The 15,736-nt window shown below is 58.3% G+C and carries 10 protein-coding genes; 6 read left to right on the plus strand and 4 right to left on the minus strand.

Annotation, left to right across the window (positions count from 1 at the left end; all coding sequences use genetic code 11):
- Nucleotides 1-205: 205 nt before the first annotated feature.
- From trmB to ACP8MI_RS10160, 5 genes are all read left to right on the plus strand, one after another.
- Nucleotides 206-991, plus strand: a complete 786-nt coding sequence (gene trmB / locus ACP8MI_RS10140; RefSeq protein WP_026168083.1) for a tRNA (guanosine(46)-N7)-methyltransferase TrmB — start codon at nt 206-208, stop codon at nt 989-991.
- A 131-nt stretch (nt 992-1,122) separates the two neighbouring features.
- Nucleotides 1,123-1,782 (plus strand): NYN domain-containing protein, encoded by a 660-nt coding sequence (locus ACP8MI_RS10145; protein ID WP_018121543.1) that lies wholly within the window; start codon nt 1,123-1,125, stop codon nt 1,780-1,782.
- A gap of 8 nt (nt 1,783-1,790) precedes the next feature.
- Nucleotides 1,791-4,166: an MMPL family transporter gene (locus ACP8MI_RS10150; RefSeq protein WP_018121544.1), complete on the plus strand. Its 2,376-nt coding sequence runs from the start codon at nt 1,791-1,793 to the stop codon at nt 4,164-4,166.
- Nucleotides 4,167-4,178: 12 nt separating this feature from the next.
- Nucleotides 4,179-5,216 (plus strand): lysylphosphatidylglycerol synthase transmembrane domain-containing protein, encoded by a 1,038-nt coding sequence (locus tag ACP8MI_RS10155; RefSeq protein ID WP_023018804.1) that lies wholly within the window; start codon nt 4,179-4,181, stop codon nt 5,214-5,216.
- A gap of 5 nt (nt 5,217-5,221) precedes the next feature.
- Nucleotides 5,222-5,620: a DUF3054 domain-containing protein gene (locus tag ACP8MI_RS10160; protein ID WP_023018803.1), complete on the plus strand. Its 399-nt coding sequence runs from the start codon at nt 5,222-5,224 to the stop codon at nt 5,618-5,620.
- On the opposite strand, the gene rarD is transcribed toward ACP8MI_RS10160, so the two are convergent.
- A complete protein-coding gene (rarD, locus tag ACP8MI_RS10165) occupies nt 5,534-6,502 on the minus strand; it encodes an EamA family transporter RarD (protein ID WP_018121547.1) in 969 nt (322 codons plus the stop codon). The two genes, ACP8MI_RS10160 and rarD, sit on opposite strands and share 87 nt — an antisense overlap.
- Nucleotides 6,503-7,028: 526 nt before the next feature.
- On the opposite strand from rarD, the gene ACP8MI_RS10170 reads away from it, so the two are divergent.
- On the plus strand, nt 7,029-7,295 hold the full coding sequence (locus ACP8MI_RS10170) for a hypothetical protein (RefSeq protein WP_023018802.1): 267 nt from the start codon (nt 7,029-7,031) through the stop codon (nt 7,293-7,295).
- On the opposite strand, the gene ACP8MI_RS10175 is transcribed toward ACP8MI_RS10170, so the two are convergent.
- The 3 genes from ACP8MI_RS10175 to ACP8MI_RS10185 are packed head-to-tail and all read right to left on the minus strand — an operon-like array spanning nt 7,288 to nt 15,609.
- The gene (locus tag ACP8MI_RS10175; protein ID WP_018121549.1) at nt 7,288-8,832 is read right to left on the minus strand and encodes an acyl-CoA carboxylase subunit beta; all 1,545 of its coding nucleotides are present in this window, start codon (nt 8,830-8,832) and stop codon (nt 7,288-7,290) included. The genes ACP8MI_RS10170 and ACP8MI_RS10175 overlap by 8 nt on opposite strands.
- A complete protein-coding gene (gene pks13 / locus ACP8MI_RS10180) occupies nt 8,833-13,764 on the minus strand; it encodes a polyketide synthase Pks13 (RefSeq protein WP_490290665.1) in 4,932 nt (1,643 codons plus the stop codon).
- On the minus strand, nt 13,765-15,609 hold the full coding sequence (locus ACP8MI_RS10185) for a FadD32-like long-chain-fatty-acid--AMP ligase (protein WP_284589873.1): 1,845 nt from the start codon (nt 15,607-15,609) through the stop codon (nt 13,765-13,767). It lies immediately after the preceding gene.
- Nucleotides 15,610-15,736 lie beyond the last annotated feature (127 nt).

The following is a 15,736-nucleotide window of genomic DNA, read 5'->3' on the forward strand; positions in this document are numbered from 1 at the left end:
TAACCACGTATAAGCGTGTATGCACGCACTGCCACTACCCCTGCTTATCCACATTTTGATTCTGCAAAATGTGCACTTGCCACCCTCATACAGGGGTAATATCGCGCAGGTTTGGATCACCCGAAAACACCTGTGCCCACAGTGAAAGCCCCCGAATTGTTCTACTATTTTTGACAGGGAACAATAGGCAATAATGAATAACGCAATGAATACAGTCAATACACACAATAACCAGCAATCCCGCGGCATCGGCGAATTTCCTGCCGGTCGGCCCCCACAGACCGATTTCAACGAGGTTTTCAACAATGACCTCGACTACCCGCGGCTAGGCACCGTGACTTTTCGCCGCGGCTCGCTCAGCGACAACCAGCTGGCGACCTTCGAAAAGCACTGGCCAGAACTCGGCGCGATGCTTGCCGACGAACACGTCGACGTCGACAAGTGGTTTGGCCGCAGCGGCGCACCCACGATCGTGGAAATCGGCTCCGGCACAGGTACTTCAACCGCGGCAATGGCACCAAAAGAAGCAGATACCAATATTATTGCCGTCGAGTTGTACAAGCCCGGCCTGGCGAAGCTACTTGGGCAGGTAGTACGCGAAGACATCCCGAATATCCGCATGATCCGCGGCGACGGCATGGAAGTACTCATGCGCATGTTCGCACCAGAATCGCTCGATGGCATCCGCGTGTTTTTCCCGGACCCATGGCCGAAAGCCAAGCACCACAAGCGCCGCATCATCCAATCCGGGCCGTTGAACCTTTTTGCCTCTCGCCTAAAACCCGGCGGAGTGCTGCATGTGGCCACCGACCACGCGGACTATGCCGAATGGATTAACGAGTTGGTCGAGGTCGAGCCGCAACTAGAATACAAAGGCTGGCCATGGCCGGAATGCCCGCAGCTGACCGACCGCCAACTGATCACCAAATTCGAAGGCAAAGGCCTAGAAAAAGACCACATTATTAATGAATACTTGTGGGTGAAGCGCTAGGCAGAAATGCCCCGCCCCATGAACCCGCAGGATCCGTAGCAGCTGTGCGGCACATACAGCACGTACGGCTGCACACCCCGTGGCCGCATAAAACCCGAAAAAATACGAGAAATACTGGATATACCGAAAATATGGACGCACATACCGCACACACCGCGCAGAATCATTCTGCGCACACTAGTTCAGCGCACAACAACACTCTGCTGATGATCTGGGACGCACCAAACCTGGACATGGGGCTGGGCTCCATCCTGGGTGGCCGCCCCACCGCTAATTCCCGTCCGCGTTTCGACGCCATCGGCCGCTGGATTCTGGAAATCTCTGAAGAAGAAAACCTCACCCCAGAAGCCTGCGTGTTCACCAATGTCTCACCCGGCGGCGCGGAGGTCATTCGCCCATGGGTAGAAGCACTGCGCAACGTCGGCTATGCCGTATTCGCAAAACCAAAAATCACCGAAGAATCTGATGTGGACCCTGACATGGTCGCCCATATCCGGCAGCGGTTCGAGGAAGGCAGCTTAAGCGAGATCGTCGTCGCCTCTGCCGACGGCCAAAACTTCCAGGAGCTGCTCGAAGAACTCATCAATGCCGGCATTCCCGCCACCGTGTTGGGTTTCCAGGAGCACTGCTCGTGGGCTGTGAGCCACGAAGATATCGGTTTTGTGGACCTGGAAGATATCGAGGGGGTCTTCCTCGAACCACTGCCGCGGGTTAGTCTGGATGCGCTGCCGGAAGAAGGCGCCTGGTTGGCACCCTTCCGCCCGCTGTCGTCACTGTTGTCTAACCGTTAGGAACCGGCATGTTTTTCAGGTGGGGGCAGTTTTCCTATGCCCATCGCAGGATCATTCCACTGCTAATCATCGCGGCTATCGCCGTGGTCTTCACGGTTTTTGGCACCAAGCTCGACGATCGCCTCAGCCAGGAAGGGTGGGAAGACCCCCGCGCGGCATCGACCACCGCTGCTGAGATTGAGGCCGAGACCTTCGGGCGGGACCGCAACGGCGATGTCATCTTGCTGTTCGACAACCCGCAAGAAAACTTAGAGGCTGCGCGCGCCCACCTGAATTACCTGCAAGAACAGTACCCAGACCAGATCGCGCAAGTCACCAGCTATTTCGATACGCGCAATCCAAACTTGCTGTCCGACGACGGCTCGGTAGCGTTCGCGGCCATCGGTTTAGCAGGTGACGACGAGCAAACTCTGCGTGATTTCCGCACCATCCAGGATGATCTCACCGGCGCCGCAACCGCCCAGGGCCTAGATATCGAGGTTGCCGGAGCCACCGCCGTTGCTGATGCTTTGGACGACGGCATGGCGCACGATATCTCGGTTGCCGAACGCGCAGCGCTACCGCTGGTGGGCTTGCTGTTGCTGTTCGTCTTCGGTTCCGTCGTCGCCGCGTTTATGCCGTTGATCGTCGGCGCACTGTCGATCATGGGCTCCATCGGCATTCTCTCGGTATTGGCCGGGTTTATCCAGGTCAACGTGTTTTCACAGGCCGTCGTCACGCTGCTGGGCCTAGGCCTGGCCATCGACTACGGGCTATTTATGGTCTCGCGCTTCCGCGAAGAACTAGATAAAGGCCGTGATACCCGCACAGCTGTCGCGATTACCACCGCCACCGCTGGGCAAACGGTGGTCTTTTCCGCACTCATGGTGGCCGTGGCCATTTCCAGCCTGCTGATTTTCCCGCAGGCGTTTTTGAAATCCGTTGCTTATGGCGCGATTTCCGCCGTCGGCCTAGCGGCGCTGCTTTCGGTGACGGTGCTGCCAGCTATTTTCGGCATGCTCGGCCACAACATCGACAAGTGGACGGTACGCAAGACCAAACGCTCCCGCCCAATCGAGGAAACCTTCTGGTACCGCGTGCCACGCTGGGCCATGAGCAAAGCTCGCTGGTTTACCGTCGGCATCACCGCCCTGCTGCTCGCACTGACCATCCCGCTGTTGGGTGTCAGCTTCGGCGGCATCAACGAGACCTATCTGCCACCGAGCCACGAAACCCGCCAGGCACAGGATCGTTTCAACGAGCAATTCCCGGAACACCGCACCGAGCCCATCAAACTTGTAGTCAAGGGGGCCGATAACCAGCAGCTTGTCGACGTCGTCTTGCAAGCCCGTGAGATCGAAGGGCTGACCTCCCCCATGGCGCCGTCCAGCCAGACCATAGACGGCACCACTGTGTTGAGCGCCGGTATTGCAGACCGCGAAGATAACGCCGAAGTTATCGAACAACTGCGCGCGATTACAGCACCGGAAGGCGTGGAACTTTACGTCGGCGGTACCCCGGCGATGGAAGTCGAATCACTCGAAGCGCTGTTTGAGAAACTGCCGTGGATGGCGCTGTACGTTATTGTCGCCACGTTCTTGCTGATGGCCGCGGTGTTCGGCTCGCTGATCATCCCGGCAAAAGCCATCATCATGACGGTGCTGACCTTAGGCGCCACCCTGGGTATTTTGACCGGCATGTTTGTCCTCGGCGCTGGTTCCGGACTGTTGGATTTCTCGCCAGGCCCACTGATGAGCCCGATCCTGGTGCTGATCATCGCCATCATTTATGGCTTGTCGACGGACTACGAGGTCTTTTTGGTTTCGCGCATGGTGGAAGCCCGCAAGCGTGGAGCGTCAACCGACGACGCCATCAACTACGGCACCGCGCACACCGGCCACATCATTACGGCAGCCGCGCTGATCATGATTGTGGTGGCTGGCGCGTTCGGCTTCTCCGATATCGTGATGATGAAATACATCGCCTTCGGCATGATCTTCGCGCTCTTCCTCGACGCCACTATCGTGCGCATGTTCCTCGTACCAGCCGTGATGCACCTGCTGCGCGAAGACAACTGGTGGGCACCGGCCTTCGTGCACCGAATTTATGAACGCATGGGGCACGGTGCATACGAAGAAACCGTGGTCCCGGCTGGGCGGATGGCGGATACTTCCGGCCCTGACGGTGACCATGAACAGTACGACCTTGCCCCGGAAAACGACCTTGCCCCGGACGGTGACTATGAGCAGTACGAGGAACGGTACGAGCTGGATGAACCGCGCGAGCTGCATGAGTCGGAAGTCGTCGCCGATACCAAAGCCATTCGGAGCGGACGCACCACCGACCAAGACAGTGACCTGATTCCGTTCTCGGAGCTCATGAAACGCTTAGAAAATGACAAGTAGGTAGTTGCCGCGATGAAGAGCACAGTAGGCAAATGGCTGCGGTGGATACTGCCCCTAGCAGTACTCGTCGTCATGGGTATTTTCTTCCGTGACGAGCTAGATTTCTTGAGCGATGGTTTCCGCACCCTTCGTCACGCGCAACCTTGGCCCATCGTCGTCGTGTTTATCACCTTTGCGTTTTCCCTATTGGCGATGGCCGAGGTGATGCGCAAATTGTTTGTCTCCGGTGGTGTGCCCGTCTCGTTCAAAGAGTGCAACAACATTGTCTTCGCCTCCAATGCCTGGTCGACGACGCTTCCCGGCGGTCCCGCGTTCGCCGCGATCTTGACGTATAAAGTGCAGCGCGCTTGGGGGGCTTCCGTGGTGCTGTGCGGCTGGTTTTTTGTGCTTTCTTCTGCGATTTCCACGCTGTGGGTCGTGTTGATCGGTTTTACCGGCGTATTTTTCTGGGGCGCGGATGTGGCGTTGTGGTCATTAGTAGTATCCCTGGCGTTGATGTTGGGTCTGTGCGGAGGCCTGTACTGGGCTTCCTGCAATACCCGGACCGTGGGGCGGTGGATTAAAAACCTGCCGTGGAAAAAGACCGACAAGCTCGTCAAACACGTCAACAAGCTCGACCAAGTGTCGTTGAACTTGGGCCAATTTTCCTGGGTGACGTTGATGGCGTTTTTCAACCGAGCCTTCGATGCCGTTGCTCTGTGGGCTTGTGCCTGGGCCGTGACCGGTAATATGCCGTCGTTCTGGCCTGCCGACGACCACACCACCATCATGGGCATTAGCGTCGCGTTTATTACCGCCAAGCTGGCGGGTTCCGCGCAGATCACCCCGGCGGGCGTCGGCACCGTGGAAATCGCGATTATCACCGCGCTAGTGGCTACCGGCATGACGGCCGTCGATGCCACCGGTACGGTGTTGGTCTACCGGCTGATCACCTTCGTTTTCTACAGCGCAATCGGCTGGGTCATCTACTTCGCCTACTACGCACGCAAGGGTATGTCCTACGCCGCGCTGCGCCAGACTGATTCGGAAGAAACCAGCGACGTAAAATAACTGGCATGTCGACGCCTACCCGCCACACACCTGCCCGTCCGATCATCTTCGATGCCATCGCGCTGGCAGTTTTCGCCTTACTTGCACGTATTGCCCACCAGTCTGCGGACATGCCACTGTCTTTCGTGGGCTGGTTATCCACGCTGTGGCCATTCCTTATTGGGCTGGGTTTCGGCTGGCTATTGCTTTCCCGCGCGACGGCGCTGACGATGGTTAGCGGTGCGCGCAACGGCCGCGGAGCGGCCATCGTGTGGTTGTGCACCGTCATCGTCGGGCTGGTCATCTGGGCGTTGCGTAATGGGGCGGTGCCGCACTGGTCATTCGTGTTGGTCGCCAGTGCGACGTCCGCACTGTTCATGTTCGGTTGGCGCGCTGCCTTCGCGCTGGCCGGTTCCCGCAAATGATACCGTTTGTCGGCGCTGCTCCCGCCTGCTGTGTCGACGCATCCGCACCAAATCAGCGACATACACCGCCACCGCGACCCAAATGATGATGAAGCCGATCCAGCGCTGCTGCGACATCGGTTCTTGCGTAATAAACAGCGCCCACAACATCAGAATCGTTGGGGTAAGGTACTGCAACATGCCGATCGTCGACAGCGGCAGCATGTGTGCACCGCGGGCATAAAACAGCAGAGGGGTGGCGGTGACCAGACCACACGACATCATCAGCAGGGTGTGTCCCCAGCCTTCACTGGTGAAAGTGGATTGTTGCTCTGGGTTCACGCTGATATATGCCACATAGCCCAGCGCGAATGGCAGCATAATCATCGTTTCTGCCCCGACGGAGAAAAACGCGGACACGGCGACTTTCTTTTTCAGCAGGCCATAGGTACCAAAGCTGAATGCCAACGCCAGCGCGATCACTGGTGGCTGGCCGCTCAGGAACGTCAGATACACCACGGCTACGGCCGCGATAGCCACGGCCACCATCTGCCAGCGGCGTAGGTGCTCGCGCAAAATCAACACGCCGAGCGCCACCGAAACCAACGGGTTCATGTAATAGCCCAGTGAGGCATCAGCGACGTGATCATTCATCACCGCCAAGACATAAGTACCCCAGTTCACGGTGATCACCACGCCAGCGGCGGCCAAACGCCACCAGGTAGCCGCGCGCACCTCATAGATTTCGCGCCACCGGCCGGTTACCAGCAAAATTCCCACCATCAAGACCGCAGTCCAGATGATGCGGTGCGCCAGAATCTCAAGCGGGCTGGCAGGATCCAACAGTGGGAAGAACGCGGGAAACACACCCCACAGCACATAGGCGGCGACGATATATTGCATTCCACTACCGTAGCCGGGAATCGACCGTGCCGACGACTAGCTGAACGAAGACTGCCACCAATCCGATTTCATCCCCAGAGGCAATCCACAGCCTTTCATCTTCTTTATGCACTGCACTCTTCGGAAATAAAAAATTTTAACAATAAATCCGAATACATCCATTCAAAAATTGCTATTCTGACGCAAAGACGAGATTCAAACTCAGGTGATATTGCTAGAGAACGGAGGTTCTGCGAGACTTACGCTAGACAAAGGTGCAGACTCACAGGCCCCCAGATTAGACCAAGGTGATGATCATGAGTACTGATGTGGATAAACAGAACAAAACTCATGGTGCAACATGGGCAATGCTAGGCCTATGCTGCGTATCCTTTTTGATTGTCGTAGTTTCTATAGCAACCGGACACACGAAAGGATTCACCAGCGCACTAATTATGCTGGCAGGTTCTGTAGGAATATTATCATCTCGATTGATGAGCAAAGCTAGGAAAAGTTTTACTAAGTCAATCACCGGGAGGTGTCACAAGTGAAACCTGCGCGTTTACTAGGCTGGGGTGCAACAATTGCCGCCTTTGTCGGTAGCTATTTGCTATGGACCATTGGTCAAGACTGGTGGTGGCCCTCAGTGGCTATTACCGGTACAGCGATAGCCGCAATTTGCGCGCTTAACTGTTATCTCGCACATAAAACAAAGAAATACGACTTGTATATCGCTGCATTGCTGTCAGCACTATCACCAGTTCTTATCATTACTATCGCACTCGGCTTCTTTTTCTCCGGTCCACCTACATAGGCGCGATCGGGTGCTTTTTCGGCAAGTCTTCCACGTGCTTAGTCGCCAACTGGCGTAGCGCTTGCCGCAGCTTCAACCGGGTCTCCGAAGGCTGGATCATGGCATCAATATAGCCGCGCTCAGCAGCTACATACGGCGAGGTCATATTCTCGTCGTAAAAGTCCATAAACAGTTTCTTCATGTACCCACGCTGTTCCGGCGGGGTTTGCTCCAACTGTTTACCCTGGATCATGACGACGGCCGCGGCCGCACCCATCACCGCAATCTGCGCGGTCGGCCATGCAAAGTTGATATCACCAGACAAGTTCTTCGACCCCATCACCGCATACGCACCGCCATAGGCTTTGCGCACCACCAACGAAATCTTCGGCACGGTGGCCTCCACCAAAGCAAAAGCAAAACCAGCGCCACGGTGAATCAACCCGGCCTTTTCTTGCTCCACACCCGGCAAATACCCAGGGGTATCGGCAACGAAGATCAGCGGGATGTTGTAGGCATCGCAAATACGGATAAACCGCGCGCCCTTATCAGCAGCATCGGCATCGATACAACCGGCAAAGTGCATCGGGTTATTTGCTACAAACCCCACCGCCTGACCATCAATACGCCCAAAAGCGGTTACCATATTCGGCGCAAAGTTCGCCTGCAACTCAATCAGCTGATCGTCGTCACCCAACAACTTCAGCACATCAATGATGTCGTAACCGGCATTCGTGTCATCCGGCATGAATTCGTCGAGCTCTGGGGTGTACGCGACTTCCTCGTCACTAGGCGCCAAAAACGACGGCGCCGGATCATGACACGTCAACGGCAGGTGATCCAAAAGATCACGCACCAGCTCAAAGGCATCTTCTTCGCTGTCAACAACGGCCTGCACGTTACCGTTGCGCTCCTGCTGGCGCGCACCACCGAGTTCCGCGGAGCTGACTTCCTCGCCGGTGACTTCTTTGATCACAGCCGGGCCGGTGACATACATTTCGGCCTCACCATCCACCGCGATGACAAAGTCCGTGGTCACCGGGGCATACACCGCACCACCAGCGGATTTACCCAACATGATGGAAATCTGCGGCGCATACCCCGACAGCGGCATCTGCCGACGTGCGATCTCGGAATACATCGCCAGCGACGTCACCGCATCCTGAATGCGCGCACCACCAGAATCCTGAATACCAATCACCGGGCAGCCGATGCGGGCAGCCATATCCATCACCTGCGTGACTTTCTGGCCAAACGTCACACCAACGGAACCGCCATAGACCGTCTTATCGTGCGCATAGATACACACCGGGCGGCCGCCGATGCGCCCATACCCAGTGACCACACCATCCGAGTACACCGCATCGTCATCGCCCGGGGTTTTACCCAGCGCGCCAACCTCCATGAAGGAGCCGTCGTCAAGCAAAGCATTAATGCGCTGCCGGGGAGTGGTACGCCCGGCCTCATCGCGCTTTGCCCGCGCCCGCTCCGAACCAGGATCCTGTGCCTTTTCTAAACGACGACGCAGGTCAGCGAGTTTCTCGGCGGTATTAGTCACCTAGTGCTCCTCCCGTGCAGCGGGGATCTTGCTCTTCATCCAACGGTCCATATGCTCTGCGACGATGCCAATCGCTGGCTCATCCGGCACCGCCAGGTGATCACCCGGCAGCTGAACGATCTCTAACTCGTCGACGATAGCACCCCAGCCACCATCCGGATCAATATTCGCGTAGCGTGGCTCCAATTCAATTGCACCATCATGCATACGTTCCGCACGGAACAATAACACCGGCAGATCCACATCCGCCCAGCGTGCGAAATCAAGCTTGCCCAGGATCATGTTGTCCACGAAGCTGGCGCGCTGGTGCTCCAAGACGCCCGCGGATAGCCCGTGCTCGGAGGCATCGGAACTAGCCAGGAACTGCTCCAGCATCTGCATTAAAGCTTCCTCGCCGGCATTTTCGAGCAGCTCATATGGAACTGGGAAATCCAGCCCGTAGGTGCGTTCCGCGAATGCGGCGTAGCGCTCCCAGCGGGCCTTGGTCTCCTCCAAGGTGTCCGGAATCGGCTCAGACGGCTGGGTGGTATCCAGCAGCGCAATATAGGCGAGGTCGATGCCGTGGCTGGCGTCGGCAAGCAACTGCGAAGCTGCCTCATACGCCAACGCGCCACCAAAGGACCAACCGCCCAGGATGACCGGGCGTCCCTTCGCATACTTGCGGATATCGCCCAGGTAGTCCGTCACGCGCTCTTCCAAGCTGCCCTCGCGACGCTCCACGCCGTAGACCGAAATCTCCTGCGGCAAACGGCGCGCCAGCGGCTGGTACACCACCGAACTACCACCGGCCGGGTGGAACATGAAAACCACCGGCGCATCAGCACTGCCCTCACGCAGCACGCGAATATTGCCTTCGACGTCGGTTTCCAGGCCCTCGCGCACCACGTTGGCGATTTCTTCCAGGTTTTCCGCCTTGCCGACGAGCTCGGCGTCAACCTCTGTGCCGCTGCGTTCGCTCAGGCGCTCGGCGATCTTGCCTGCGACTTCGCCGCTAATTTCCGGCAACGTGCTCGTGACACCTGCGGCCGCGCGGCCAGTCAAGCTGGCCCAGGTGGCAAAGACCAGGCGCTCAGCAGCATCGCGCGGGGCCACGCCGACACCTTCTGCCTGCGTGGCATAGGACTGTTCACGCTGATCGGACTGCTCTGGTTGCTCTGATTGATCGGGCTGGCCAGGCTGCTCGGACTGCTCGGTAGAGCTTTGCTCAGCGGAAGTGTGACCGGCCGAACCATGCTTCTCCGCAACGGCCTGGTTGACCATCGCCACAACATCCGCCACCGACGCATCACGCAAAGCCTGCACCTGCAGCGGTGGGATCTGGAAATCATTTTCCACGCGGTTTTTAATCCGCATCCCCATCAGCGAATCCAACCCCAGATCAATCAGCGGCAACTCGCCAGGCAAATCTTCCGCGTCATAGCCCATGGACTCAGAAACGATGGCGCGCAGGCGCTCCTCGACGGTTTCGGTCTCCGGATCCCAACGCACCGCCGAATCCGCGCCAGGCATTCCCAGGTTATTTCCGGCCGCCGCATCATTGGTTCCAGCAGCCGCACCTGCAGCCAGCGGTGATTCTGGAATCGGCGCCACACCCAAATTCTGCGATTGCGCGTGTGCACCACCACCACCGCCGTCGGCAAGCGCCAACGTAGTAGCAAAACCTTCCGCCACCACAACGCCCGCTGTCATATCGTGCACAGTCAACGCCACGCCACCGACATTGCGCTGGGCAATCGTCGTCAACTCGCCCTGGGCCGGTAACGTGCGCGGTTCTTCCACCGCCACCAACTGCGCGCCCGGCTGCATCGCCTCAGCAGCTGCTTCCAGCAACGCCAGTGCCGAAGGCACCTGGTCAGCATCCACAGAAAACGCGGTGCGCCCATCCGGCAAATTCACGCGGGTTCCCGGCAACCCGGCGGCACCGGCACTCGGGCGGGCATTCGTCCAATATCGTTGCTTCTTAAAGCGCGTGTTGGGCACCGCAGCATACTCACCGCTGCCATACAGCTGCGAGAAATCAACCGGTTGGCCCAAAACATAAAGCTGCGCCAACAGATCCACCAGGTTATTTGCGGAATCTTCCTTACGCTTCAGCGTCTTCAGCAGCTTCGCATTAGCCTTGTCGACGCTAAAAGCAGTGTTCATCATGCCCATCAAAGCAACCGGGTTTGGGCTGATTTCCACCATCGTGTTGTGCCCGTGGGCAAACGCGCTCGCGACCGCATCCTGGAAATGCACCGGTTGGCGCGTCATGTGCAACCAATAATCCTCGTTATGCACCACCGCACCGCGCTGGTGGTGGATCTGATCCACCGACGAGAACAGCGGGGTGTGCAGCGGGGCAGGTTCGATGCCTGCGATGGCAGCTTCGAGCTCGCCAAGCAGCGGCTCCACCATGGAGGTGTGGCCGGCACCTTTCACGTCCAGCGCGCGGGCAAATTTGCCTTCGTCTTCGAGCTTGTCCACCAGGCGCAAAATCGCAGCCCGCGGGCCACCAACCGTCGTCATGCCCGGCCCGGCATACACGGCGGGTTCCACACCAGCGAATTCTTCTTGCTCGGCGTAGTCCGCGATCTGCTGTGCGGACAGCTCTACAACGGCCATCGCACCTTGCGCATCACCGGTCAGTGCGTTTTCGCCCTCGCCCATCAGCCGGGCACGGTGGCAGGCGATCAGCATGGCGTCCTCGGCGCGCAAACCACCGGCAGCATAGGCTGCGGCAATCTCACCCATGGACATGCCAATCACAGCCGCCGGGCGCGCACCGCACTGTGCCAACAGATCCGTCAGCGCAATCTGGATTGCGGTGATCGCTACCTGCGCGGTTTCGGTGTTATAGGTCTGTTCATCATCCCGTACCAATTCCAGCACGGACCAGCCGCCCTCAAAATCGACGATCTCGTCGAGCTCCGCCATCCGTGCCGCAAATTGCGGTGACTGTTCCAGCAGGTCTTTGACCATTTTCCGGTGCTGGGAACCAAACCCCGAGTAGACGAAGACCGGGCCGGGGCTTTCGGGCGCATCCCCACTGACTGCAGCGGTTGCTGCCTTGCCTTCAGCGAGTTTGCGCAGGCGCTTAATGGCCTCAGCAGCATCGGCAGCGACGACGGCTGCACGCGAACGGCCATGATTACGCTTTGCCAACGTGCGCGCAACCGCGGTGAGAGCAAAATCCTTATTGTCCTGGGCTTGTTCCAGGTAATCGGCCAAATCACCCGCTGCTTGCCGACGCCGCGATGGCACCATGCCGGAAATCGGCAGCACCACGTTGTCGCTATTTAGGCGCGGCTGGGTTTCCGTAACCACAGCCGCATCCTGCGCTGTCGCCGCCGCGTCGTATTTCTGCACCACGACGTGTGCGTTCGTACCGCCGAAACCAAAACCAGAAATACCAGCAATCTTGTTGTCTGACGGCCACTCTCGTGGATCTTCGACAACCTCCAGGCTTTCTTTTTCAAAGTCGATATAGCGGTTCGGCTCAGAGAAATTCACCGACGGCGGCAATGTGTCGTTCTGGATCGCCAGCACAACCTTGATCAAACTGGCAATACCGGCGGCGGATTCCGAGTGGCCGATATTCGATTTCACCGAACCAATCAGGGTGTCCGTCTCCCGGCGCGGGCCAAGCACCGCGCCCAATGCGCTGGCCTCAATCGGATCGCCGAGGATCGTGCCGGTGCCATGTGTTTCCACGTAATCGACGGTCGCGGGATCAATCCCGGCATCAGCATATGCGCGGCGCAACACGTCGATCTGTGCCTCTGGGTTCGGCGCGGTCAAACCATTCGAGTGTCCGTCGGAGTTCGTCGCGCTGCCCTTAATCACAGCCAAGATCTGATCACCAGCGGCTTCGGCGTCGGCAAGCCGCTTCAGCACCACCACACCGGCGCCGTCGGCACGCACGAAGCCGTCGGCATCATCGGAAAACGCGTGAATGGCGCCCGACGGGGAAATCACGCCGAGCTCCCCAAAAGCAGTCGAGACAAACGGCGAGGCCAAAATATTCACGCCACCGGCCACGGCCACGTCGCACGAACCGTAGCGTAGCTCGCGCACAGCCTGGTGCACCGAGACCAACGACGAGGAACACGCGGTATCCACGTTCAGCGACGGCCCACGGAAATCGAAGGCATAACTGATGCGATTCGGGATCACAGCCGACGAAGTACCCGTCAACGCATACGGGTGGGCCTCGGCTGGATCAGCAGTGATCAGCATGCCGTAGTCATTATTCGAACTACCCATGAACACGCCGACGGATGTGCCCTTGAGCTCGTTGGCCGGCAAATGCGCGTTTTCCAGCGCGTGCCAGGTCAGCTCCAGCATGATGCGCTGCTGCGGATCCATATTGGTTGCCTCAATGGGAGACAGGCCGAAAAATTCCGGATCGAAACTAGCGATATCGTCCAGGTAGCCGCCGGAAAGATTGATCTTGCCCATCTTCTCCGACATCACCGGGTCAGACTGGTACTCGCTCCACCGCCCCAGTGGCAGCTCACCAGTAGCAGTGCGGCCTTCTGCGAGCAGCTTCCAGTATTCGTCCAGGCCATCTGCCTGTGGGAAGCGGGCAGACATGCCGACGATCGCAATATCGCCGCCAAAGGCACCGGCCCCGCCGCGTGCACCGTTTCCGGCACCAGCGACGTCGGCACGCTCATAAGACTGCTGCGCAGCACTAGCCCGCGCACTACCTTCCGCCGGGCCGTCGACCAGCCGCTGAGCCAGTGACGCAATAGTGGGGTATTCGTAGGCGATAGTCGGATCCAACCGGGTATCCAGCAAGGTTTCCAATTCACCCGACAGGATCACCGCATCGCGCGAAGAAAGCCCCAGCGCTTCCAGCGGCTTGTTTTCCGATACCTCTTCGACAGGAAGGTCAGTAACCTTCACTACCCACTCGGTCAGCCAGCTCTTCAGCTGCTCAACTGTCATTTAGGCTTCTCCCTCAGATCCCTCATATTTCTTCTTTGCTACCTGCCGCGCGATTTTGCCTGCCGACGAGCGGGAGAGCTCGCCAGGAGCCAGGAATTGAATATCATACGGCCGTACACCGTGCCGGGCCGTGACTTCCGCGCGAATGGTTTGAATTGCCTGTTCATCGCCGGATTCTTCGGCTTGGTCGGCTCGTTCAATCAACAGCACCAATTCTTCGGTGTTATCCGCGGCAATCGCGAATGCGGCTACGGAATCACTGCGCACGTGATCACTGGCAGACATCACGGTGTGCTCAATATCCTGCGGGTAGTGGTTGCGCCCGGCGATTACCACCATATCTTTCAGGCGGCCGGTGATATACAGCTCGCCGTCGATAATCACGCCGAGGTCTCCCGTGGCCATCCAATTATCAGCAGGGGCCTGGGCAACGCGGGAATCTTCACGACGCTCGCCAATGGTGTTGTGGAAGGTGGCCGCGGTTTCTTCCGGCCGGTTCAGGTAACCAGCGGCCATGTTATCGCCGTGGCACCAAATCTCGCCGACGCTCAATTCCGGCAACTCAGCCTTCGTTTCTGGGTCGACGATAGCCAGGTACTGCGGACGCACCACTTCGCCATTAGAGATGAACGCCACGCCGTCGTCGCTGCCGGTCTCGACGGCTTTGCCCGCAGAGATCTCGTCCCGATCAAAGTACTTGATCTTCGGGCGGTCCTCAGTCTGCGGAGTGGTCACCATCAGCGAAGCTTCTGCCAAGCCGTACGACGGGCGCAGCATACGACGCGTCAACCCCTTCGGCTCGAAGGCATCCAGGAACGAATTCAGCGCTTTCACCGTCACTGGCTCGGAACCAATGATGATGCCGTTAATATTCGAGAAATCCAGGCCGTCTTCATTGCCGTAGCGCACGGCCAGATCCAGCGCGAAGTTCGGGATGACGGTATAAACGCCCCGGTGATCGTCGCCCTCCCGAGCCGACATCAGGCACGTCCAGCGTGCTGGCTGCTGGATGAAGTCTTTCGGCGACATCAGCTCGGTGTGCAATCCCATGATCGTGGCAAACAGATTCAGAATGATGCCCATGTCGTGGTGCAGCGGCAACCATGAGACCAGGCGCAGCGGCAGGCGCAGGCGGGCGGCTTCGAAGATTTGCAGCACGTTGGTCAAAATTGAGCGGTTCGTCAGCTCCACACCAGCCGGGGTACGGGTGGAGCCGGAGGTGTACTGCAAAAAGGCGGGTTCGTCGATTGGCATGACCGTCGACGACGCCATGCGCTGCTGGCCTTCAATGGTTTGCTGCGGATTGACATAAGAATCTGCCAGAGAATTCGGCAGCGAATCCACCGCCAAGATGCGCGGACGCTCGCGGGAAGGCAACTTTTTGAAGTGATCGCGCACCGCGGCCGCCGACGGGCGGTTGGTCAGCACCAGTTTTGGCCCGCAATCGGCAAACACGGCGGTCAGGTGGCCCTCGTGGCCCGGTTCATTGGGGTCATAGAGCGGAATCGGAACCATACCGGCATACATCGCCCCGACGAAACCGAAGATGTATTCCGGGGAGTTACCCATCAAGATCGCAACCCGGTCGCCCATTTTGGCGACCTGCTGCAGGCGGGCTGCCACCGACTTGATACGGATGTTGATCTCTTGCCGGGTGAAATCAACCGGGGTGCCTTCCCGCGACTGGGAATAGTCCCAGAACCGCAGGCAGTGGCGGTCTGCTCCGCCGGTGTGCAGATCACCCTGGTACAGCAGTTCAGCCAAGCCCACCAAGGACAGTTGCGGGGCAAGTTTCAGGTTGCCCTCGCCGTCGTAAAACTGACTCATTGCTGCTTTAAGATCCATGGTGATTCCTTTGCTGAGCTAACACCGGTACGTCTAGTACCAGTACGAAATGTTTGTTTGTCTAAGATTCCAGCCTACGTTGGCGCAGAAGTCATGCAACTACCAGGTGCTATCGGAAACAAAATAA

The organism is Corynebacterium sp. LaCa_70 (assembly GCF_058182015.1).

What these genes read in the sequence shown, in the direction of transcription:
- ACP8MI_RS10160 (WP_023018803.1), top strand. Translation starts at nt 5,222, where the DNA reads ATGTCGACGCCTACCCGCCACACACCTGCCCGTCCGATCATCTTCGAT.
- ACP8MI_RS10150 (WP_018121544.1), top strand. Translation starts at nt 1,791, where the DNA reads ATGTTTTTCAGGTGGGGGCAGTTTTCCTATGCCCATCGCAGGATCATT.
- pks13 (WP_490290665.1), bottom strand. Translation starts at nt 13,764, where the DNA reads ATGACAGTTGAGCAGCTGAAGAGCTGGCTGACCGAGTGGGTAGTGAAG.
- ACP8MI_RS10185 (WP_284589873.1), bottom strand. Translation starts at nt 15,609, where the DNA reads ATGGATCTTAAAGCAGCAATGAGTCAGTTTTACGACGGCGAGGGCAAC.
- ACP8MI_RS10155 (WP_023018804.1), top strand. Translation starts at nt 4,179, where the DNA reads ATGAAGAGCACAGTAGGCAAATGGCTGCGGTGGATACTGCCCCTAGCA.
- trmB (WP_026168083.1), top strand. Translation starts at nt 206, where the DNA reads ATGAATACAGTCAATACACACAATAACCAGCAATCCCGCGGCATCGGC.
- rarD (WP_018121547.1), bottom strand. Translation starts at nt 6,502, where the DNA reads ATGCAATATATCGTCGCCGCCTATGTGCTGTGGGGTGTGTTTCCCGCG.
- ACP8MI_RS10145 (WP_018121543.1), top strand. Translation starts at nt 1,123, where the DNA reads ATGGACGCACATACCGCACACACCGCGCAGAATCATTCTGCGCACACT.